Consider the following 19,921-nt stretch of genomic DNA (forward strand, 5'->3'; position numbering starts at 1 on the left):
AAACTATTGTTGTAAAGTTGGGAAGAACAGTGACAAAAATCTTAACAAATTTAAGCAAAATAAATGATGTACTGATAGCAGCAGCAAAGCGAGGCAATCGTGATGCTAGTAAAGTTCAAATTATTGCCGTAACAAAAGAAGTTTCTGTGGAAAGAACACAAGAAGCAATTGATGCAGGGCTTATTCATTTTGGCGAAAATAGACCTGAAGGCTTCAATCATAAAATTGCAGCGATTCAAGCCGATGTGCATTGGCATTATATTGGGTCACTACAAACACGCAAAGTCAAGCAAGTTATTAACAACATTGATTATTTACACTCCTTAGATCGTTTGAGTTTGGCACAAGAAATTGAAAAACGAGCAGAAAAACCTGTTAAATGTTTTGTACAAGTAAATGTTTCTGGTGAAGAATCAAAGCATGGGCTAATGGTTGAGGAAGTTTTACCTTTTGTAGAAGCATTAACAAGTTTTACAAAAATTCAAGTTGTGGGTTTAATGACAATGGCACCAAATACAGAAGACAAAGCACTTATTCGCTCTGTTTTCAAGCAATTAAAACAATGTCAACAGCAAATAGCCGAGCGAGGATTCGCACATGCACCTTGTACCGAGTTATCAATGGGCATGTCTAATGACTTTGAAATTGCGGTAGAGGAAGGGGCTACTTTTGTTCGAGTCGGTACGGCTCTTGTTGGAAATGAAAGAGGGGAACAGGATGAGCATGAAAAATAAAATTAAAAACTTCTTTTACCTTGAAGAGGAACTAGAAGAAGAGATCACGCAAGCTCCTATTCAACAGCAACAACCCATACAACACCAGCAACAAGTTCAAACAGCAAAGCCTAAAAAAAACATGAAAGAACGCAAAGCGCCCGTCCATGAAATTATGCCACAAAGCACAGCAACGCCTAACAACATTGTTAGTTTACAGGCAGCGATGAGTTCGAAAGGAGCAAAAGTGGTTTTAGTTGAGCCTAGAGTATATGCAGAAGCGCAAGATATCGCAGAGCATTTAAAAAATAAACGGGCAACAATTGTAAATTTGCAGCGTATCGAGCGGGAGCAAGGAAAACGAATTATTGATTTTTTAAGCGGTACAGTGTATGCCCTTGCAGGGGATATTCAACGAATTGGTAAAGATATTTTCCTTTGCACACCTGATAACGTAGAAGTAACTGGGGAAATTACGAACTTTATTTTAGACGATAATTAATAGCGAGGATTGTAGTTTATATGACTTTTTTGATTATACTTAACTATATATCGTTAGCATTTAGGATTTATTCATTTTTGCTAATTATATATATTTTAATGTCTTGGGTGCCTGCTGCGCAAAATTCATCATTTGGACGTATGCTGGCAAGAGTATGTGAGCCATACTTAGGGATTTTCAGACGATTTATTCCACCTATTGGAATGATTGATATTTCTCCTATCGTGGCAATCTTTATGCTGAATTTTATTGAACGAGGGCTTTTTATAGTCATTCAGAAAATATACTTTATGTTTATTTAAAAGAAAATCCTCACGATTTGGTGAGGGTTTTTTTAATGCTATAGTAGTTGGTGGATAGAATGCTAAGAGTGACGGATAGAATAAAGGAAGTAACGGATAGAATACTAAAAGTGGCGGATAGAATGTCAAAGGTGAAGGAGATAATCAAATGGAGCATTTAATTCAGCATTTTCGAAAAGAGGAACAACCCTTTATTGAACAGGTGGTTAATTGGCAGCGTGAGGTGGAAGATCGCTATGCACCAAAGCTAACGGATTTTCTTGATCCAAGGCAGCGCTTTATTGTGGCATCCATTATTGGACAAGACGATACATTAAAAACAGCAAGCATGGGGTTATTTGATAAGGCGGAGAGGCAGCGTATGCTTATTTTTCCTACTTATTTTGAACCGACTGAGGATGACTTCCAGCTCGTAGCATTTACCATTCATTACCCTGTGAAATTTGTACAATTGCGACATCCTGACGTTTTAGGTGCATTGTTATCATTAGGCTTAAACCGTGGTAAGTTTGGAGATATTCGTGTGAATGAGCATCAGGTGCAATTTGTCGTTGCGCAAGAGGTAGCAGACTATGTACGTTTGCATTTAACAGGCATTGGCAAGGTAAAGGTACATGTGGAGGCAATAAAGGAAATGGAGCCGCTGCTTGTTAATGAGGACGAATGGCTTGAGGAATCTCATACGGTGTCTTCGATGCGTTTAGATGTTATTATTGCAACTGTTTTAAATGTGTCCCGTCAAAAGGCACAAGCACTTATTACAGGAAATAAAGTACGTGTAAATTGGACAGAGCGAGATGCTGTTGCTTTTGAATTACAAGAGGGCGATATTTTATCGATACGAGGAAGTGGACGTGTTAAAATTATTATGACAGAAGGCCGTACAAAAAAAGATAAAATTCGTCTACAAATCGGTCGATTGGCCCAAAAAGCTTGAAAGTGAAGTAATTTTCATTAATTTTTACTGCTAAGTTGTCGCAACAATTGTATAATAGAAATTATGAATGTACACGTAAAGGAGAGAAGGATTGTATGCCATTATCACCTATTGATATACATAATAAGGAGTTTACAAAGACCTTCAGGGGCTATGCTGAGGACGAGGTCAATGAATTTTTAGATCAGATTATTAAAGATTATGAAATTTTATTGCGTGAGAAAAAAGAAGTTGATCGACAGTTAGAAATCGCTTTAGAGCAAGCGAGGCATTTTAACACCTTAGAAGAAACTTTACAAAAATCTATAGTTGTGGCACAAGAGGCAGCGGATGAAGTACGCAGAAATTCACAAAAAGAGGCAAAGCTTATTGTCAAAGAAGCTGAAAAAAATGCTGATCGAATTGTCAATGAAGCATTAACAAAGGCACGTAAGGTAACGATTGAAATCGATGAGCTCAAGAAACAATCCAAAGTATTCCGTAATCGCTTTAAAATGCTTGTGGAGGCACAGCTTGACCTATTAAATGCAGATGATTGGGATCATTTGCTGCAATATGATATTGATCTAACTGAAATTCAAGCGTCTGTAGAGGAAGCACAGGAATCCGAAGATTTATAATTTTTTCTCTTGCCCTATAATTGAAACTTGACGTGAATGATTGAATTTCATATACTTTATACTAGCAATTATTTGAACAGATATGCATACAGGCAAAGACGAAGATAGTAATTGTTAGGCGTAGTGAAGCGATTTGGGGATAGTGGAAGCCCAAACAAACAACTAACAATGAAGATCACTTCCGAGCTAAATAACTGAAAGCAGTAAGTTATTTCGTGCCGCACAACGTTAACGTGCTTGAAAGAGGTAGTGCAATTTGAATTGTGCTGCAACTAGGGTGGTACCGCGAGTAGAAGCTTCTCGTCCCTTTGTGGGATTGAGGGCTTTTTTTATTTGCAGGCAGAAGCATTAGGTTTGCTATGTTTGCCAATAATTGTTGTAGATGTTTTGTTTGTAATCGTAAAGGAGGAATTTTAATGGTTGAATACAAGGATACTTTATTAATGCCAAAAACAGATTTCCCAATGCGCGGAAATTTACCAGCAAATGAGCCAAAAATGCAAGAAAAATGGAATGACATGGATATTAACAAATTACAGATGGAGCGTACAGAAGGTCGCCCTGAGTTTGTGTTACATGATGGTCCTCCATATGCAAATGGTGATATTCATATTGGTCACGCATTAAACAAAGTATTAAAGGATATGATTACACGTCATCGTTCAATGTCTGGTTATCATGTGAACTATGTACCAGGTTGGGATACACATGGTTTACCAATTGAGCAGGCATTAGCAAATAAAGGTGTTAAACGTAAGGAAATGTCTGTGGCGGAATTCCGTCAGCTTTGTGAAAAATATGCTTATGAGCAAATCGACAATCAACGCCAGCAATTTAAACGTTTAGGTGTACGTGGTGATTGGGAAAATCCATATATTACATTAAAGCCTGAATTTGAAGCGCGTCAAATTGAAGTATTCGGGAAAATGGCAGAAAAGGGCTATATCTATAAGGGCTTAAAGCCTGTTTATTGGTCACCATCTTCTGAATCGGCTCTTGCAGAGGCTGAAATCGAGTATAAAGATATTAAATCACCATCTATTTATGTCAGCTTTGCGATTAAAGATGCAAAAGGCGTTGTGCCAGCAGATGCGAAATTTATTATTTGGACAACAACACCTTGGACATTACCAGCAAACTTAGGGATTTCTTTAAATCCTGAATTTATCTATGTAGTAGTGGCAGTGGCAGAGAAGAAATTCATTATTGCTAAAGAATTAGTAGAGTCAGTGGCAACTGCGCTTAACTGGGAATCGTATGAAATTGTACAGGAAGTGAAAGGTGAGGCACTTGACCGTATTGTAGCACAGCATCCATTCTATGATCGTGAATCACTTATTATGGTAGGTGAGCATGTAACGGCTGATGCTGGTACTGGCTGTGTGCATACTGCACCTGGACACGGGGAAGACGATTACTATATTAGTAAACAATATGGTTTAGGTATTCTTAGCCCTCTTGATAATAGTGGTTGCTATACAGATGAAGCACCTGGCTTTGAAGGTGTCTTTTATAATGATGCCAATAAACTCATTACAGAAAAGCTCAAAGAAGTTGGAGCATTAGAGAAGCTAGACTTCTTTACACACTCATATCCACATGATTGGCGTACGAAAAAGCCTGTTATTTACCGCGCGACACCACAATGGTTTGCATCGGTTGAAGCATTCCGTGGCGAGCTACTAGAGGCTGTAAAAGCAACAACATTTACACCTGCTTGGGGTGAAACTCGTCTTTATAATATGATTCGTGATCGTGGCGACTGGGTCATTTCACGTCAACGGGCATGGGGTGTGCCGATTCCAATTTTCTACGCTGAAAATGGTGAACCAATTATTACACCAGAAACAATTGCTCATGTAGCTGCGTTATTCCGTGAGCATGGATCGAATATTTGGTTCCAAAAAGAGGCAAAAGAATTATTACCTGAAGGCTTTACACATCCAGGTAGCCCAAATGGTGAATTTACAAAAGAAAACGATATTATGGACGTATGGTTTGACTCAGGTTCTTCACACCAAGGTGTCTTAGTAGAGCGTGGTATGAAGTATCCAGCTGACCTTTATTTAGAAGGTTCTGACCAACACCGTGGTTGGTTTAACTCATCCCTTATTACATCTGTAGCAATCAACGGCTTTGCACCCTATAAAGGGCTTTTAACACACGGCTTTGTGCTTGATGGTGAAGGGCGAAAAATGAGTAAATCGCTAGGGAATACAATTGTGCCACAAAAAGTAATGGATCAATATGGTGCAGATATTCTTCGTTTATGGGTTGCTTCTGTGGATTATACAGCAGATGTACGTATTTCAATGGATATGCTAAAGCAAGTGTCTGAAGTATATCGTAAAATTCGTAATACATTGCGTTTCTTACACGGCAATATCGCTGATTTTGATCCACAGAAAAATCGTGTGGCTTATACAGAGCTTCGTGAAATGGATCAATATGTATATATGCGCTTGCAAGACGTCTTAAAAACAGTGCGTGCTGCTTATGATCGTTATGATTTCGCTGCTGTGTACCATGTGGTCAATAACTTTGTTGCTGTAGAGCTATCCTCCTTCTATTTAGATATTGCCAAAGATGTTGTCTATATTGAAGGCTATGACAATCAAGACCGCCGTGCAATGCAAACGGTTATGTATGATACATTAATGACATTGGTGAAAGTAATGACACCGATTATTCCACATACAACAGATGAAATGTGGTCATACCTATATGCACAAGGTCTTGTAGAGGAAATTTCTGTCCAATTAACAGACTTACCAGAGGTAGATGAGCAAGCGAATTTTGATAGCCTTCGTGCAAAATGGGAAAAGGTTATCGATGTTCGTGATGATATTTTAAAAGCATTAGAGGAAGCACGTAATGCTAAAATAATTGGGAAATCACTTGAAGCAAAAGTAACTGTCTATGCAAAAGAGGATATTGTAGTATTACTGAACGATGCAAATATTGATTTTGCACAGCTTTCTATTGTTTCGGCATTTGAGGTAGCAACATTAGCAGAAGCACCTGCCCATGCATTAGCGCTTGAGCATGTATCAATTGCTGTGGAAAAGGCAGCAGGTGAAAAATGTGAGCGCTGCTGGTCAATTTCTGAAACAGTTGGCACAAATGCAGCACATCCAACATTATGTGCGCGCTGTGCAGATGTTGTAGAAAAATATTACGCATAATAAATATAAAGCAAGTTAGAAATGGTTGTTTGATTTCTAGCTTGTTTTTTTATAGCTATTGCACATATGCTGTTAGCACCAGATTTTTATATGCTCGTAGTTATGGCAAAGGGTGCTGTTATGGTAGAATAGGTTAGATGTTGAGCGATCGGAGGAATGTTTGTGTATAAATATTATGGATTTGCTGCTTTTGTTATTTTACTCGATCAATGGACAAAATGGCTCGTTGTCAAAAATATGGCGTATGGGGAGCGCATTGCGCTATGGGACCCATGGTTTGGCATTTTATCTCATCGCAATCGAGGAGCAGCATGGGGAATGCTGGAGGGACAAATATGGTTGTTTAGTATCGTAACCGTTGTCGTTATATGTGCGATTCTCTACTTTTATCATAAAGAAGCAAAAGGTAAACCACTTTTTCAGGTTGGCTTAATGCTATTGTTAGGTGGCGCGATTGGCAACTTTATTGATCGTTTATTTAGAGGTGAAGTGGTTGATTTTGCAGATGTTTTCATTCCTATTATTAACTATGACTTCCCTATTTTTAATGTAGCAGATGCTGCGTTAACAATAGCTGTTGTACTGCTAATGATTGGCTTAATCGTGGAAGATAAAAAAGAAAAGAAACAGGTGAAACAATGACGCAAGTAACATATACAATTGAAGAACAGCAACAAGGAGAGCGCATTGATAAGGCACTCTCAAGTCTACAGTCAGAATGGTCACGTACGCAAATAGGGAACTGGATTAGTGATGGAGCTATTAAAGTAAATGGCGATGCTGTTAAGGCAAAATATAAGGTTAAAGCTGGTGACCTCATTGTTATTGATGTACCAGAAGTTGAAGAATTGGATGTTGTCGCAGAAAACTTAGCGTTGGATATTGTTTATGAGGATGCAGATGTGCTTGTTGTGAATAAACCAAAGGGCATGGTGGTACATCCAGCACCAGGACATATGACAGGTACGCTAGTAAATGGACTAATGGCGCATTGTCAAGATTTATCAGGGATTAATGGTGTAATGCGACCTGGTATTGTGCATCGTATTGATAAGGATACATCAGGCTTATTAATGGTGGCAAAAAACGATGTAGCCCATGAATCCTTAGTGAATCAGTTAGTCAATAAAACAGTCACTCGTAAATATACAGCGCTTGTACATGGACATATTGCACATGATAAAGGAACAATTGATGCACCAATTGCACGTGACCCAAAAGACCGTCAAAAACAGGCTGTTGTTGATCAGGGCAAGCATGCTATTACACATTTCCAAGTGATTGAGCGCTTTGGCGATTATACGCTTGTGGAGTGCCGTTTAGAAACAGGACGTACACACCAAATTCGTGTACATATGAATTATATTGGCTTCCCGCTTGTAGGTGATCCAAAATATGGTCCGAAAAAAACACTTGATTTTGGTGGACAAGTGCTGCATGCGGGTGTTTTAGGGTTTGACCATCCTGTATCTGGTGAATATCTGGAATTTGAAGCGCCACTTCCTGCTGATTATGAGCAATTATTAAAGGATTTACGAAATAGGCATTGACGTATATACGAAGAAGGTCTATACTAACGACAGTGAATAAATAAGAAAACTAAATAGTCACCTTTAATGACAGTCCAGAGAGGCTGAGAAGGTTTATGTGATAGTGTTGTGATAATTTGTGCTGCAAATTGTTCAACATGCTTTTTCAACATGTATATAATCCTCTCAGGCTACTCGCCTTGAGAGGTTTTTTTATGGACATATGACTGATAATAGATGATAGGGAGGAGGACATGAATATGGCACAAAATGAGTTATTAGATGGTCCGTCAATGACAAGAGCGTTAACGCGTATTGCCCATGAAATTATTGAACGCAATAAAGGAATTGATGAATGTATTCTCGTTGGTATTAAAACACGAGGTGCTTTTCTAGCCAAACGTCTAGCACAACGAATTGAAAAAATTGAAGGACAAGCGATTCGTACAGGCGAGCTTGATATTACGCTATATCGGGACGATTTAACAACAAAGCACGAAAATGAGCAAGCACATGTAGAGCAAGTGGATATTGATTATACCGTAAAAAATCAAAAAATTATTTTAGTGGATGATGTACTTTATACAGGGCGCACCGTTCGTGCAGCACTAGACGCTGTCATGGACTTAGGAAGACCTGCACAAATCCAATTGGCTGTGCTTGTGGATAGAGGGCATCGAGAGCTACCGATTCGAGCAGATTATGTAGGAAAGAATGTGCCGACTTCAGGCTCTGAGCGTATTGTTGTAAACTTGCAAGAAGTTGATGGAGAAGATTGCGTTATTATTTATAAAGAAGATGAACGATAAGGTGAGGAAGCAATATGTCAAATGCAGTGTTAGATATTAAGGATAAACCAAACGCACTCCAACTGGTGACATTAAGCTTCCAGCATATGTTTGCCATGTTTGGCTCAACCATTTTAGTGCCACAGCTCGTTGGCTTAAGCCCAGCTATTGCGTTATTAACAAGTGGAATTGCTACGCTTTTCTTCCTATTAATTACGAAATTTCAAGTGCCTGCGTATTTAGGATCATCCTTTGCATTTATTGCACCAATTTTGCTTGTAGCAGGTGGTTTAAATGCAGATGGCTCTAGTGTAAATCCGGGACACGCCATGATTGGTGCGATGGCTGTTGGGGTTACATATGGAATTGTATCCTTAGTTATTTGGAAAAGTGGCTATAAATGGATAATGAAAATTTTACCGCCAATTGTAGTAGGGCCAGTTATTATGGTAATTGGTCTTGGACTATCAGGCACAGCTGTAGATATGGCAATGAACGTTGATGGTCAATATAGCTTTTTACACTTTTCTGCTGCATTAGTTACTGTTTTTACAGCCATTATTTTTACGATTTCCTTCAAAGGTATTTTAAGCACAATGCCAATTTTAATTGGTTTAATCGTAGGCTATATTTACTCCATGATCATTGGCATTGTAGATTATACACCAATTGCTGCTGCAAAATTTTTTGCCATCCCTGATTTCTTAATACCAGGTGTGCATTATGAATTTGAAGTGACAACCAAAATTTTGCTGACAATGGTACCAATTGTTATTGTTACAATTTCAGAGCATATCGGTCACCAGCTTGTATTAGGAAAAGTTGTGGAGCGTGATTATATTAAAGAACCTGGTTTACACCGCTCACTGCTTGGGGACGGGCTTGGTACATTTATTAGTGCGCTTATTGGTGGTCCACCAAAAACAACGTATGGTGAAAATATTGGTGTCCTAGCAATTACGCGTGTGTACAGTATCTACGTTATTGCAGGTGCAGCGATTGTGGCAATTTTACTATCATTCTTCGGAAAAGCTATGGCCGTAATTGCAACAATTCCAACTGCGGTACTTGGTGGCGTATCTATCTTACTATTTGGTATTATTGCAGCAAGTGGTTTACGCATGCTAGTAGATAATCATATTGATTTTGGCAATAGCCGTAACCTAGTGATTGCATCGGTTATTTTAGTTATCGGTATTGGCGGTGCAAAGTTTGTGATTTCAGAATCATTGAGCATTGAGGGCATGGCACTAGCAGCGATTATCGGTGTGCTATTGAATGCTGTTTTGCCAGGCAAACAAGAAGCGGCAATACCTGTACAAGACAATCAACATAAAAATTCATAGTAGTACCTTTTAATGAATTGTCCAGAGAGGCAAAAAAAGGGAAGCTGTGGACAAGCTGAAGTAGGTGCTATAACCTGCTATAGTTTGTCACGCCTCCTTCTGCCTCATTGATACGATCAATGGGGCTTTTCCTTTATAAAGAGAACGTCATACATAGACGTTCATGACACACAACCTAATGGAGGTCATATAATGAGAAACTTATTATCGATGGAACATTTAACAATAGAGGAAATTCATCATATTCTTGACCTTGCACAAGCATTTGAAAACGGTGAAGCATCATCATTATCTCGTAAGTACAATGTAGCCAATTTATTTTTCGAACCAAGCACTCGTACAAAAACAAGCTTTGAAATGGCAGAGCGCAAAATTGGTTGTACCGTTATTCCTTTCGATGCCGGGTTTTCAAGTGTTACAAAGGGGGAAACGATGTATGATACGGTTAAAACACTAGAAATGATCGGCTTAGATGCCGTTGTTATTCGTGCAACAGAGGATGAATATTACAATGAGCTGCTAAACGGTATTAATGTAGCCATTATTAATGCGGGTGATGGTGCAGGTCAGCATCCTTCGCAATCATTATTGGACCTTTATACAATCAAAAAAGAGTTTGGTAAGTTTGAAGGATTGAATATTACTATTGCTGGCGATATATCCCATAGCCGTGTGGCAAAATCAAATGCAGTGGCATTGCAGCGCTTAGGTGCAAACGTCCACTTCCTATGTCCAGAAGAATGGGCAGGAAGTTTTGAGGCACATCATTCATGGGATGACTTAATCGAAATAAGTGATGTGATTATGTTACTACGTGTGCAGCATGAACGTCATAAAGTAAACAAAAGCTTTTCAAAAGAAAGCTACCATCAGGAATATGGTTTAACAATCGAACGAGAGCAACAAATGAAAGAATCCGCAATTATTATGCATCCAGCGCCTGTGAATCGCGATGTAGAAATTGCTTCTGAGCTAGTGGAGTGTGAACGGTCACGTATTTTCGAGCAAGTGCGAAATGGTGTTTACACACGAATGGCTATTATCGAAACTATTTTAAAGGAGAGAGAATAGGATGGCAAAGGTACTTCGAAATGTGCAAATGGTAAATGAGCAAGGTGAGCTACAAACAGTTAATATCGCTATGGCGAATGGCAAGATTACAGCAATTGGACAGGACGTTTCTGTAGCGGATGCTGAAATTATTGAAGGGAACGGATTTATTGTTGCGCCAGGTTTTGTTGATGTACATACACATTTACGTGAGCCAGGCTTTGAGCATAAAGAAACAATTGCAACAGGGTCAGCATCAGCAGCAAAAGGAGGCTTTACAACAATTTGTGCAATGCCAAATACAAAACCAGTACCAGACTCTGTTGAAAATATGCAGCTGATTAATGGGCTTATTCAGGAAAGTGCTGTTATTCGCGTATTGCCATATGGCTCTCTTACAAAGGATATTTCAGGTGAGGTGCGTACAAATATTGAGCAATTAAAAGCACATGGCGCTGTTGCGTTTTCAGACGATGGTGTAGGCATTCAGCTTGCGGCTACAATGTATGAGCAAATGAAAGATGCAGCGGAGCATGATATGGTTGTTGTGGCACATTGTGAAGATAATTCATTAATTTATGATGGTGTCATGCATGAAGGTAAGCGTAATAAGGAGCTTGGGCTTCCAGGTATCCCTTCCATTTGTGAGTCAGTACAAATCGCACGAGATGTTTTATTAGCGGAGGCAGCAGGTGCACGCTACCATGTTTGTCATGTGTCAACAAAAGAATCTGTACGTGCAGTAAGAGATGCAAAGGCAGCAGGGATTCGTGTCACAGCAGAGGTTTGTCCGCACCACTTATTGCTAGAGGAAATGGATATTCCAGCAGATGATGCAAACTGGAAAATGAACCCGCCATTACGTGCAGCTGATGATAAGGATTCCCTGCATGCCGCACTACTTGATGGCACAATTGACTGTATTGCAACAGACCATGCACCACATACGGTTGAGGAAAAATGCTGTGGTATGGTTGGTGCACCATTTGGCATCGTTGGCTTTGAAACAGCCTTCCCACTGCTTTATACACAATTTGTAGAAACAGGAAAATGGTCATTAAAGCAATTAATCGATTGGATGACTGTAAAAGCAGCAGCTATTTTTGACCTTCCATACGGCACATTAGCGGTAGGTGCTTCGGCTGATATGGTGTTAATTGATCTTGAAAAAGAGCAAACAGTTAATGCAGAGGGCTTTGTATCAAAAGGGCGCAATACACCATTCAATGGTTGGGTAGCGAAAGGCTGGCCAGTAGTAACAATTTTTGAAGGCAATATCGTATATCAGGAGGCAGAGTAATGAAAAAACGTTTACTAATTTTAGAAGATGGCACAGTGTTTACAGGTACGGCATTCGGTAGTGATCGCGCTTCACAAGGTGAGGTTGTATTTACAACAGGTATGACGGGTTATCAGGAATCAATCTCTGATCCTTCATTTTACGGACAAATTGTTACTATCACATATCCATTAGTTGGGAATTACGGCATTAATCGTGATGATTTTGAATCTATTACACCTGTTATTCGTGGGTTTGTTGTACGTGAATTAGCCAAAACACCTTCCAACTTCCGCTGTGATTTAACGGTTGATGACTATTTAACATCAAAGGATATCCCAGGTATTGAAGGGATTGATACACGCAAATTAACACGTATTATTCGTAGTAAAGGATCAGTAAAAGCGATTTTAACGGCTGCTGATGAAGAAGTAAATGTGGATGAAATTGTGGCACAACTACAAGCAACACCAGCCATTACGCACCATGTACGTGAAGTATCGCCAAAAGCTGCCTATCCATCTCCTGGACGTGGTAAACGAGTTGTGCTAATTGATTATGGTATGAAGCACGGTATTCTTCGTGAATTAAATAAACGTGACTGTGATGTGCTTGTTGTGCCTTATAATACGCCTGCTGAGGAAATTTTAGCTTGGCATCCAGACGGCATTATGCTATCAAACGGACCAGGGAACCCTGACGAGGTGCCAGAAGGTATTGAAACAGTGCGCAATCTTATTGGGAAAGTACCAATGTTTGGCATTTGCTTAGGTCACCAAATCTTTTCATTAGCTTGTGGCGCAAAATCCTTCAAATTACCGTTTGGACACCGTGGTGGTAACCATCCTGTAAAAGATTTACGCACAGGTCGCACAGATTTAACATCTCAAAACCATGGCTATGCCATTGATATTGAATCATTAAAAGATACAGACTTAGAATTAACACATATCGCGTTAAATGACGGTACATGTGAGGGTGTACGTCATAAGAAATATCCAATTTTTACAGTGCAATATCATCCAGAAGCATCACCAGGACCAGAAGATTCAAACCACTTATTTGATGAATTCATCGAAATGATGGAAGTAGAAGCAGGGAAGGGGAAACAACATGCCTAAACGTACAGATATTGAAACTATTTTAGTAATCGGCTCAGGCCCAATCGTTATCGGACAAGCAGCAGAATTTGACTATGCAGGAACACAAGCTTGTCTTTCCTTAAAAGAAGAAGGCTACCGTGTTATTTTAATCAATTCAAACCCTGCAACAATTATGACAGATACAGAAATTGCAGATAAAGTCTATATCGAGCCAATTTCACTTGATTTCGTATCACGTATTTTACGTAAAGAACGTCCAGATGCTATTTTACCGACACTTGGTGGACAAACAGGCTTAAATATGGCCATTGAATTAGATGAATCAGGTATTTTAGACGAGCTCGGCATTGAAATTCTTGGGACAAAATTAGAGGCAATTCATAAAGCGGAAGACCGTGATTTATTCCGTAATTTAATGTACGAGCTAGGTGCGCCAGTACCTGAATCTGATATTATCCATAACTTAGATGAAGCAAAAAGCTTTGTTGCAAAAATCGGCTATCCTGTAATTGTTCGTCCAGCATTTACGCTTGGCGGTACAGGCGGTGGTATTTGTTATAATGATCAAGATTTAGAGGAAATCGTAACATCTGGTCTAAAATATTCGCCAGTAACACAGTGTCTTCTTGAAAAATCAATCGCAGGCTATAAAGAGATTGAATATGAGGTAATGCGTGATGCGGCTGACAATGCCATTGTTGTATGTAATATGGAAAACGTTGACCCAGTAGGTATTCATACAGGTGATTCCATTGTAGTTGCCCCAACACAAACATTATCAGATCGTGAAAACCAAATGCTACGCAATATTTCATTAGATATTATTCGTGCATTAAAAATCGAAGGTGGCTGTAACGTTCAGCTAGCACTTGATCCATATAGCTTTAATTACTATGTAATCGAAGTAAACCCACGTGTATCACGTTCATCTGCATTAGCATCTAAAGCGACAGGCTATCCAATTGCGAAGCTAGCTGCTAAAATTGCTGTTGGTTTAACATTAGATGAAATTAAAAACCCTGTAACAGGCTCAACATATGCATGCTTCGAGCCTGCACTGGACTATATTGTAGCGAAAATTCCACGCTGGCCGTTCGATAAATTTGAATCAGCGAAACGTAATCTTGGTACACAAATGAAGGCAACTGGTGAGGTAATGGCACTAGGTCGTACATTTGAGGAAGCAATGTTAAAGGCTGTACGTTCATTGGAAACAGGTCAAGTACACTTAGAGCTAAAACATGCTGAAGATAACTCAGATGCTTGGGTTGAAAAGCGTATACGTAAAGCTGGGGATGAGCGTTTATTCTTTATTGGTGAAGCATTACGCCGCGGTGTTACAATTGAACAAATTCATGAATGGTCGGCAATTGACTTATTCTTCTTAAATAAATTTAAAAATATCATTGATATGGAGCAAACACTTGCTAACAATAAAAATGATAAAGAAGTATTACGTACAGCAAAACGTTTAGGCTTTGCTGATAAGAAAATTGCAGAACTTTGGGAAACAACACCAGAAGCGATTTATGCTTATCGTAAAGAGCAAGGCATTATTCCTGTCTATAAAATGGTTGATACATGTGCAGCGGAATTTGCTTCAGAAACACCATATTTCTATGGCACATATGAGGAAGAAAATGAATCCATTAAATCAGATAAGCCTTCTGTTGTGGTGCTTGGTTCAGGTCCAATCCGTATCGGTCAAGGGGTAGAATTCGACTATGCAACTGTCCACTCTGTATGGGCGATTCAAGAAGCTGGCTATGAAGCGATTATTATTAACTCAAATCCAGAAACGGTATCAACAGACTTCTCGATTTCAGATAAATTATACTTTGAGCCATTAACAATCGAGGATGTTATGCATATTATTGACCTAGAGCAACCGATTGGTGTTGTTGTGCAATTCGGTGGTCAAACAGCGATTAATCTTGCAGATAAATTAGCTGCCAATGGCGTGAAAATTTTAGGCACAACATTAGAAGATATTGACCGTGCAGAAAACCGTGATAAATTTGAGCAAGCTTTACATGAGTTAAATATTCCTCAACCAAAAGGAGAAACAGCAGTTTCGACAGAGGAAGCTCTTGCTATTGGTCAACGTTTAGGGTTCCCAGTGCTTGTTCGTCCTTCTTATGTACTTGGTGGACGTGCAATGGAGATTGTCTACAATGAAGAAGAGCTTCACCATTATATGGAGAACGCGGTAGAAGCATCACCAGATCATCCAGTGCTAGTAGACCGTTACTTAACAGGTCAAGAAATTGAAGTAGATGCAATTTGTGATGGTGAAAATGTATTAATTCCGGGGATTATGGAGCATATCGAGCGTGCAGGGGTTCACTCTGGTGACTCTATCTCTGTCTATCCTCCACAAAAGCTGACACAGGCACAAAAAGATACACTAGTGGATTATACAACTCGCCTTGCGAAAGGTCTTGGCATTATTGGCTTAATGAACATTCAATATGTTATTTCACAAGGAGATGTATTTGTTATAGAGGTGAACCCACGTTCATCACGTACAGTACCATTCTTAAGTAAAATTACGAATATCCCAATGGCGAACATTGCGACAAAAGCGATTCTTGGCAAGTCTATTGTTGAGCAAGGCTACCCAACAGGCTTAGCTCCTGAGCAAAATGGTGTCTTTGTGAAAGTACCAGTGTTCTCATTTGCAAAATTACGCCGTGTAGATATTACACTCGGCCCTGAAATGAAATCGACAGGGGAAGTAATGGGGAAAGATGCAACATTAGAAAAGGCTCTTTATAAAGGCTTAGTAGCAGCTGGTATGGAAATTCGTACAGAAGGTACAGTATTGTTTACGGTGTCCGATAAAGATAAGGAAGAAGCAATTGCACTAGCAAAACGTTTCTCAACAGTTGGCTATCGCATTGTAGCTACTGAAGGTACAGCGCGCAGCTTTGAAGCAGCAGGTGTACGCACAGATGTTGTTGGCAAAATCGGGGCAAAAGGGCAAACATTAATTGACCTTATCCAAAACGGTGAAGCTCAGCTTGTTGTCAACACATTAACAAAAGGTAAGCAGCCAGCGCGTGATGGCTTCCGAATCCGTCGTGAGTCTGTAGAAAATGGTGTGCCTTGTCTGACATCTCTAGATACAGCAGAAGCAATGGTACGTGTTATTGAATCGATGACATTTACAGCAGAACAAATGCCAAAAGCGGAGGTAGTACACTAATATGATATGTCAAGAGAAAATGACGGTCGTTTCTCAAAAGCAAATTGCGACAAACATTTTCGAACTGACACTTCGTGGGGAACTGGTTCAGGATATGACTCCTGGCCAGTTTGTCCATGTCAAGGTGTCAGATTCATTGGAGCCGCTTTTACGTCGACCAATTAGTATTGCAAATATTGATAAAGCCAATAGCGAATTTACGATGATTTATCGTGCAGAAGGGCGCGGTACAAAAGTGTTAGCAACAAATCGTGAGGGTCAGCAGGTCAATGTGCTTGGACCAATCGGTAATGGCTTCCCTATAGACGCAGTGCAAGAGGGAGGCACAGCACTACTAGTAGGTGGTGGTATCGGTGTACCGCCATTATATGAGCTATCTAAACAGCTTAATGCACGTGGTGTAAAAACAATCCATGTATTAGGCTTCCAAACAGAGGATGTATGCTTTTATGAGGATGAGTTTAATGCGCTTGGCGAAACACATTATGTGACAGTGGATGGCTCTAAAGGGACAAAGGGCTTTGTGACAAATGTATTAGAATCGCGTGCCCCAGAGTTCGATATCTTTTATTCCTGTGGACCATTGCCAATGCTCAAGGCATTAGAAAGCTTTTATCCAGAAAAAGAGGGTTATTTATCATTTGAAGAGCGTATGGGCTGTGGAATTGGCGCTTGCTTTGCTTGTGTTTGTCAAACAACAGATCAGATTGATAAAGACTATGTGAAAGTATGCTCTGATGGTCCAGTCTTCCCGAAAGGTACGGTGGCACTATGAGTCGTTTAGCAATGCAATTACCAGGCTTAGATTTAAAAAACCCTATTATGCCAGCTTCAGGCTGCTTCGGCTTTGGGCGTGAATATGCACAGCTTTATGATTTATCAAAGCTAGGTGCAATTATGATTAAGGCAACAACGGTTGAAACGCGTGCTGGGAATCCAACACCGCGCGTTGCCGAAACAGCAGCAGGAATGCTAAATGCCATCGGGCTACAAAATCCAGGCATTGAAAAAGTGATGAATGAGGAGCTAAAGTTTTTAGAGAGCTATGATGTGCCGATAATTGCCAATGTTGCAGGTACGGAAACAGCAGACTATGTAGAAGTGGCACGTCGTATTTCCACAGCGTCAAATGTAAAAGCATTGGAGCTTAATATTTCTTGTCCAAATGTTAAATGTGGTGGTATTCAATTTGGCACAGACCCAGCAACAGCACGCGAGCTAGTAGAGGCTGTCAAAGCGGTTTCTTCAGTGCCAGTTTATGTGAAGCTCTCGCCAAACGTGACAAGCATTGTAGATATTGCTGTAGCCGTTGAAGCGGGTGGCGCAGATGGTATTACAATGATTAATACGTTAGTAGGGATGCGTTTAGATGAGCGTACAGGTAAGCCAGTGATTGCAAATGGCACAGGTGGCTTATCAGGCCCAGCGGTGAAGCCAGTTGCAATACGCATGGTATATGAGGTATATAAAGCGGTAAATATTCCGATTATCGGTATGGGTGGTGTAACAGAGGCACAGGATGTCATTGATTTTATGTCTGCGGGTGCTTCAGCCGTTGCAGTAGGCACAGCCAACTTCGTTGACCACTTTGTATGCCCAACCATTATTGATGAATTACCAGCAAAGCTTGATGCATTAGGCGTAGAGCATATAACAGATATTATTGGAAGGAGCCATCGTTGATGAACACCAAACCTATATTAGCATTAGATTTTCCAGGAGAAAAAGAAGTATTCGATTTTCTTCAACAGTTCAATGAGCCTCTTTTCGTAAAAATTGGTATGGAATTATATATGCAAGAAGGACCTGATATTGTACGCAAAGTAAAGGATTTAGGGCATGATATTTTCCTAGATTTAAAATTACATGATATTCCAAATACAGTAGGCTCTGCAATGAAAGGGCTAGCAAAATTAGGTGTAGATTTAGTTAATGTCCATGCTGCAGGCGGGCGTCCAATGATGGAGGCAGCATTAGAAGGCCTTGAAGCGGGAACACCTGCTGGCAAAGAACGTCCAGCATTAATAGCTGTTACACAATTAACATCAACAACAGAAGAACAAATGCAAGCAGAGCAAAAAATTGCTCTCTCCTTGCAAGAGTCTGTTTTGCACTATGCAAGTCTTACAAAGCAGGCTGGCCTACAAGGGGTTGTGTGCTCTGTCCATGAGGCGAAAGCTATTGCACAGACATGTGGAGAGGATTTTCTACGTGTCACACCCGGTATTCGTTTAGCAGGTGGTGCTGCACACGATCAAAAGCGTATTGCAACGCCAGATGGGGCTAAACGAGATGGTTCTTCATTGATTGTTGTAGGGCGTGCTGTAACAGGCGCACAAGACCCAGTAGCAGCATATAAAATCGTAACTGAATTATGGGAGGCATAAAGCATGACATTACAAAATGAAATCGCACACGCTATGTTAAAAGTAGGTGCTGTAGAATTAAATCCAACAGAATTATTTACATGGGCATCTGGCATAAAATCGCCAATTTACTGTGATACACGCTTAACAATCTCTGATCCAGTGATTCGTAAGCAATTAGCAAATGGCTTAGCCTCTGTTATTAAAGAGAGCTTTGGCGCAACAGAAATCGTTGCAGGTACAGCTACAGCAGGTATTCCTCATGCAGCATGGGTAAGTGATATTTTAGAATTACCGATGGTTTATGTACGTTCAAAAGCAAAGGAACATGGCCGTGGCAATCAGATCGAAGGAAAATATGCAGCAGGTCAAAAAGTTGTTGTAGTAGAAGATATCGTTTCAACAGGTGGTTCATCCATTACGGCTGTAGAAGCATTGCGTGCAGCAGGCTGTGAAGTGCTAGGTGTTGTTTGTGTGTACACATATAATCTACCACGTGCAGAGCAAGCCTTTGATGAGGCAGGCATTCAATATGTATCATTAACAAACTTTGATTATTTAATCGAAGCAGCAAATGAATCAGGCGCTATTCAACAAGAGGATATCCCATTCTTAAAAGAGTGGCACAGCAAGTTAAAAGCAGGCGAGCTATAATTTTTAAATTTTTACTACTAAAGTTTAGAACGCCTTAAATAAAAGTCAAAAGCAACTGTCGATAATTTTATCGATAGCTCAGATTGTAGACAAAAGGAATCGAGAAGTTCACGCTCGATTCCTTTTGTCATTTTTTCTTCTATAGTGTTTATTTTTAATATATACATGCTTATGGGAAAATTTCTTTGTGTAGCATCAATAAAAGGTAAAAATCCATAAAGATGTCCATGAATAGAAGATAAGAAGCTGATAAAAGATACACTTGGTACTTATTCATAGACAGTATAGCGGATTTTTACCTTTTATTATCAACTAAAAAAACTCCCATTACAGTGTGTA

At 39.8% G+C, this 19,921-nt stretch carries 19 protein-coding genes and 1 other annotated feature; of the genes, 18 read left to right on the top strand and 1 reads right to left on the bottom strand.

Annotated elements, in window-relative coordinates; translation table 11 throughout:
• Window positions 1–29 precede the first annotated feature (29 nt).
• From MHB42_RS04630 to MHB42_RS04665, 8 genes are all read left to right on the top strand, one after another.
• Entirely contained in the window at window positions 30–734 is a 705-nt protein-coding gene (locus MHB42_RS04630) for a YggS family pyridoxal phosphate-dependent enzyme (RefSeq protein ID WP_340808530.1), read from the top strand.
• Window positions 718–1,215 (top strand): cell division protein SepF, encoded by a 498-nt coding sequence (locus MHB42_RS04635; RefSeq protein ID WP_340804648.1) that lies wholly within the window; start codon window positions 718–720, stop codon window positions 1,213–1,215. The genes MHB42_RS04630 and MHB42_RS04635 overlap by 17 nt, the downstream gene beginning before the upstream one ends.
• Window positions 1,216–1,235: 20 nt before the next feature.
• Entirely contained in the window at window positions 1,236–1,517 is a 282-nt protein-coding gene (locus MHB42_RS04640; RefSeq protein ID WP_340804649.1) for a YggT family protein, read from the top strand.
• A 148-nt stretch (window positions 1,518–1,665) separates the two neighbouring features.
• Window positions 1,666–2,454: a YlmH family RNA-binding protein gene (locus MHB42_RS04645; protein WP_340804650.1), complete on the top strand. Its 789-nt coding sequence runs from the start codon at window positions 1,666–1,668 to the stop codon at window positions 2,452–2,454.
• A 95-nt stretch (window positions 2,455–2,549) separates the two neighbouring features.
• Complete coding sequence (locus MHB42_RS04650; RefSeq protein ID WP_340804651.1) at window positions 2,550–3,074, top strand: DivIVA domain-containing protein; 525 nt, start codon at window positions 2,550–2,552, stop codon at window positions 3,072–3,074.
• 86 nt (window positions 3,075–3,160) lie between these two features.
• Window positions 3,161–3,385, top strand: a binding site (T-box leader).
• A 105-nt stretch (window positions 3,386–3,490) separates the two neighbouring features.
• Window positions 3,491–6,259: an isoleucine--tRNA ligase gene (ileS, locus tag MHB42_RS04655; RefSeq protein WP_340804652.1), complete on the top strand. Its 2,769-nt coding sequence runs from the start codon at window positions 3,491–3,493 to the stop codon at window positions 6,257–6,259.
• 162 nt (window positions 6,260–6,421) lie between these two features.
• Window positions 6,422–6,901: a signal peptidase II gene (gene lspA / locus MHB42_RS04660; protein ID WP_340804653.1), complete on the top strand. Its 480-nt coding sequence runs from the start codon at window positions 6,422–6,424 to the stop codon at window positions 6,899–6,901.
• Window positions 6,898–7,809 carry an RluA family pseudouridine synthase gene (locus tag MHB42_RS04665; protein WP_340804654.1) on the top strand — a complete coding sequence of 304 codons (912 nt, stop codon included), beginning with the start codon at window positions 6,898–6,900 and terminating at the stop codon, window positions 7,807–7,809. Before lspA ends, MHB42_RS04665 begins: the two co-directional genes overlap by 4 nt.
• A gap of 23 nt (window positions 7,810–7,832) precedes the next feature.
• Here the strand turns inward: MHB42_RS04665 and MHB42_RS04670 are convergent, their stop codons facing one another.
• On the bottom strand, window positions 7,833–7,961 hold the full coding sequence (locus tag MHB42_RS04670; protein WP_340804656.1) for a hypothetical protein: 129 nt from the start codon (window positions 7,959–7,961) through the stop codon (window positions 7,833–7,835).
• Between the two features lie 87 nt (window positions 7,962–8,048).
• On the opposite strand from MHB42_RS04670, the gene pyrR reads away from it, so the two are divergent.
• From pyrR to pyrE, 10 genes are all read left to right on the top strand, one after another.
• Complete coding sequence (gene pyrR, locus MHB42_RS04675) at window positions 8,049–8,597, top strand: bifunctional pyr operon transcriptional regulator/uracil phosphoribosyltransferase PyrR (protein ID WP_340804657.1); 549 nt, start codon at window positions 8,049–8,051, stop codon at window positions 8,595–8,597.
• 14 nt (window positions 8,598–8,611) lie between these two features.
• Window positions 8,612–9,922, top strand: a complete 1,311-nt coding sequence (locus tag MHB42_RS04680; RefSeq protein ID WP_340804658.1) for a solute carrier family 23 protein — start codon at window positions 8,612–8,614, stop codon at window positions 9,920–9,922.
• A gap of 192 nt (window positions 9,923–10,114) precedes the next feature.
• A complete protein-coding gene (locus MHB42_RS04685) occupies window positions 10,115–10,993 on the top strand; it encodes an aspartate carbamoyltransferase catalytic subunit (protein WP_340804659.1) in 879 nt (292 codons plus the stop codon).
• Window position 10,994: 1 nt separating this feature from the next.
• Window positions 10,995–12,272, top strand: a complete 1,278-nt coding sequence (locus tag MHB42_RS04690; protein ID WP_340804660.1) for a dihydroorotase — start codon at window positions 10,995–10,997, stop codon at window positions 12,270–12,272.
• On the top strand, window positions 12,272–13,372 hold the full coding sequence (gene carA, locus MHB42_RS04695; protein WP_340804661.1) for a glutamine-hydrolyzing carbamoyl-phosphate synthase small subunit: 1,101 nt from the start codon (window positions 12,272–12,274) through the stop codon (window positions 13,370–13,372). The genes MHB42_RS04690 and carA overlap by 1 nt, the downstream gene beginning before the upstream one ends.
• Entirely contained in the window at window positions 13,365–16,562 is a 3,198-nt protein-coding gene (gene carB, locus MHB42_RS04700; protein WP_340804662.1) for a carbamoyl-phosphate synthase large subunit, read from the top strand. Before carA ends, carB begins: the two co-directional genes overlap by 8 nt.
• 1 nt (window position 16,563) lies before the next feature.
• Window positions 16,564–17,337 carry a dihydroorotate dehydrogenase electron transfer subunit gene (locus MHB42_RS04705; protein ID WP_340804663.1) on the top strand — a complete coding sequence of 258 codons (774 nt, stop codon included), beginning with the start codon at window positions 16,564–16,566 and terminating at the stop codon, window positions 17,335–17,337.
• A complete protein-coding gene (locus MHB42_RS04710) occupies window positions 17,334–18,245 on the top strand; it encodes a dihydroorotate dehydrogenase (RefSeq protein WP_340804664.1) in 912 nt (303 codons plus the stop codon). Before MHB42_RS04705 ends, MHB42_RS04710 begins: the two co-directional genes overlap by 4 nt.
• Window positions 18,245–18,949, top strand: coding sequence for an orotidine-5'-phosphate decarboxylase (pyrF, locus tag MHB42_RS04715; RefSeq protein WP_340804665.1), 705 nt, complete (start codon window positions 18,245–18,247; stop codon window positions 18,947–18,949). Before MHB42_RS04710 ends, pyrF begins: the two co-directional genes overlap by 1 nt.
• Before the next feature lie 3 nt (window positions 18,950–18,952).
• Entirely contained in the window at window positions 18,953–19,582 is a 630-nt protein-coding gene (gene pyrE / locus MHB42_RS04720; RefSeq protein WP_340804666.1) for an orotate phosphoribosyltransferase, read from the top strand.
• The last annotated feature ends 339 nt before the right edge of the window (window positions 19,583–19,921 follow it).

Origin of the sequence: Lysinibacillus sp. FSL K6-0232, assembly GCF_038008325.1 — a bacterium.
Taxonomy (GTDB): Bacteria; Bacillota; Bacilli; order Bacillales_A; family Planococcaceae; genus Lysinibacillus.

Excerpts from the sequence above, each read along its gene's own strand:
- MHB42_RS04640 (WP_340804649.1), top strand. The coding sequence starts at position 1,236 with ATGACTTTTTTGATTATACTTAACTATATATCGTTAGCATTTAGGATT.
- MHB42_RS04650 (WP_340804651.1), top strand. The coding sequence starts at position 2,550 with ATGCCATTATCACCTATTGATATACATAATAAGGAGTTTACAAAGACC.
- ileS (WP_340804652.1), top strand. The coding sequence starts at position 3,491 with ATGGTTGAATACAAGGATACTTTATTAATGCCAAAAACAGATTTCCCA.
- pyrF (WP_340804665.1), top strand. The coding sequence starts at position 18,245 with ATGAACACCAAACCTATATTAGCATTAGATTTTCCAGGAGAAAAAGAA.
- MHB42_RS04685 (WP_340804659.1), top strand. The coding sequence starts at position 10,115 with ATGAGAAACTTATTATCGATGGAACATTTAACAATAGAGGAAATTCAT.
- MHB42_RS04690 (WP_340804660.1), top strand. The coding sequence starts at position 10,995 with ATGGCAAAGGTACTTCGAAATGTGCAAATGGTAAATGAGCAAGGTGAG.
- MHB42_RS04670 (WP_340804656.1), bottom strand. The coding sequence starts at position 7,961 with ATGTTGAAAAAGCATGTTGAACAATTTGCAGCACAAATTATCACAACA.
- carA (WP_340804661.1), top strand. The coding sequence starts at position 12,272 with ATGAAAAAACGTTTACTAATTTTAGAAGATGGCACAGTGTTTACAGGT.
- pyrR (WP_340804657.1), top strand. The coding sequence starts at position 8,049 with ATGGCACAAAATGAGTTATTAGATGGTCCGTCAATGACAAGAGCGTTA.
- MHB42_RS04680 (WP_340804658.1), top strand. The coding sequence starts at position 8,612 with ATGTCAAATGCAGTGTTAGATATTAAGGATAAACCAAACGCACTCCAA.
- carB (WP_340804662.1), top strand. The coding sequence starts at position 13,365 with ATGCCTAAACGTACAGATATTGAAACTATTTTAGTAATCGGCTCAGGC.
- MHB42_RS04665 (WP_340804654.1), top strand. The coding sequence starts at position 6,898 with ATGACGCAAGTAACATATACAATTGAAGAACAGCAACAAGGAGAGCGC.
- MHB42_RS04705 (WP_340804663.1), top strand. The coding sequence starts at position 16,564 with ATGATATGTCAAGAGAAAATGACGGTCGTTTCTCAAAAGCAAATTGCG.
- MHB42_RS04710 (WP_340804664.1), top strand. The coding sequence starts at position 17,334 with ATGAGTCGTTTAGCAATGCAATTACCAGGCTTAGATTTAAAAAACCCT.
- MHB42_RS04645 (WP_340804650.1), top strand. The coding sequence starts at position 1,666 with ATGGAGCATTTAATTCAGCATTTTCGAAAAGAGGAACAACCCTTTATT.
- pyrE (WP_340804666.1), top strand. The coding sequence starts at position 18,953 with ATGACATTACAAAATGAAATCGCACACGCTATGTTAAAAGTAGGTGCT.
- MHB42_RS04635 (WP_340804648.1), top strand. The coding sequence starts at position 718 with ATGAGCATGAAAAATAAAATTAAAAACTTCTTTTACCTTGAAGAGGAA.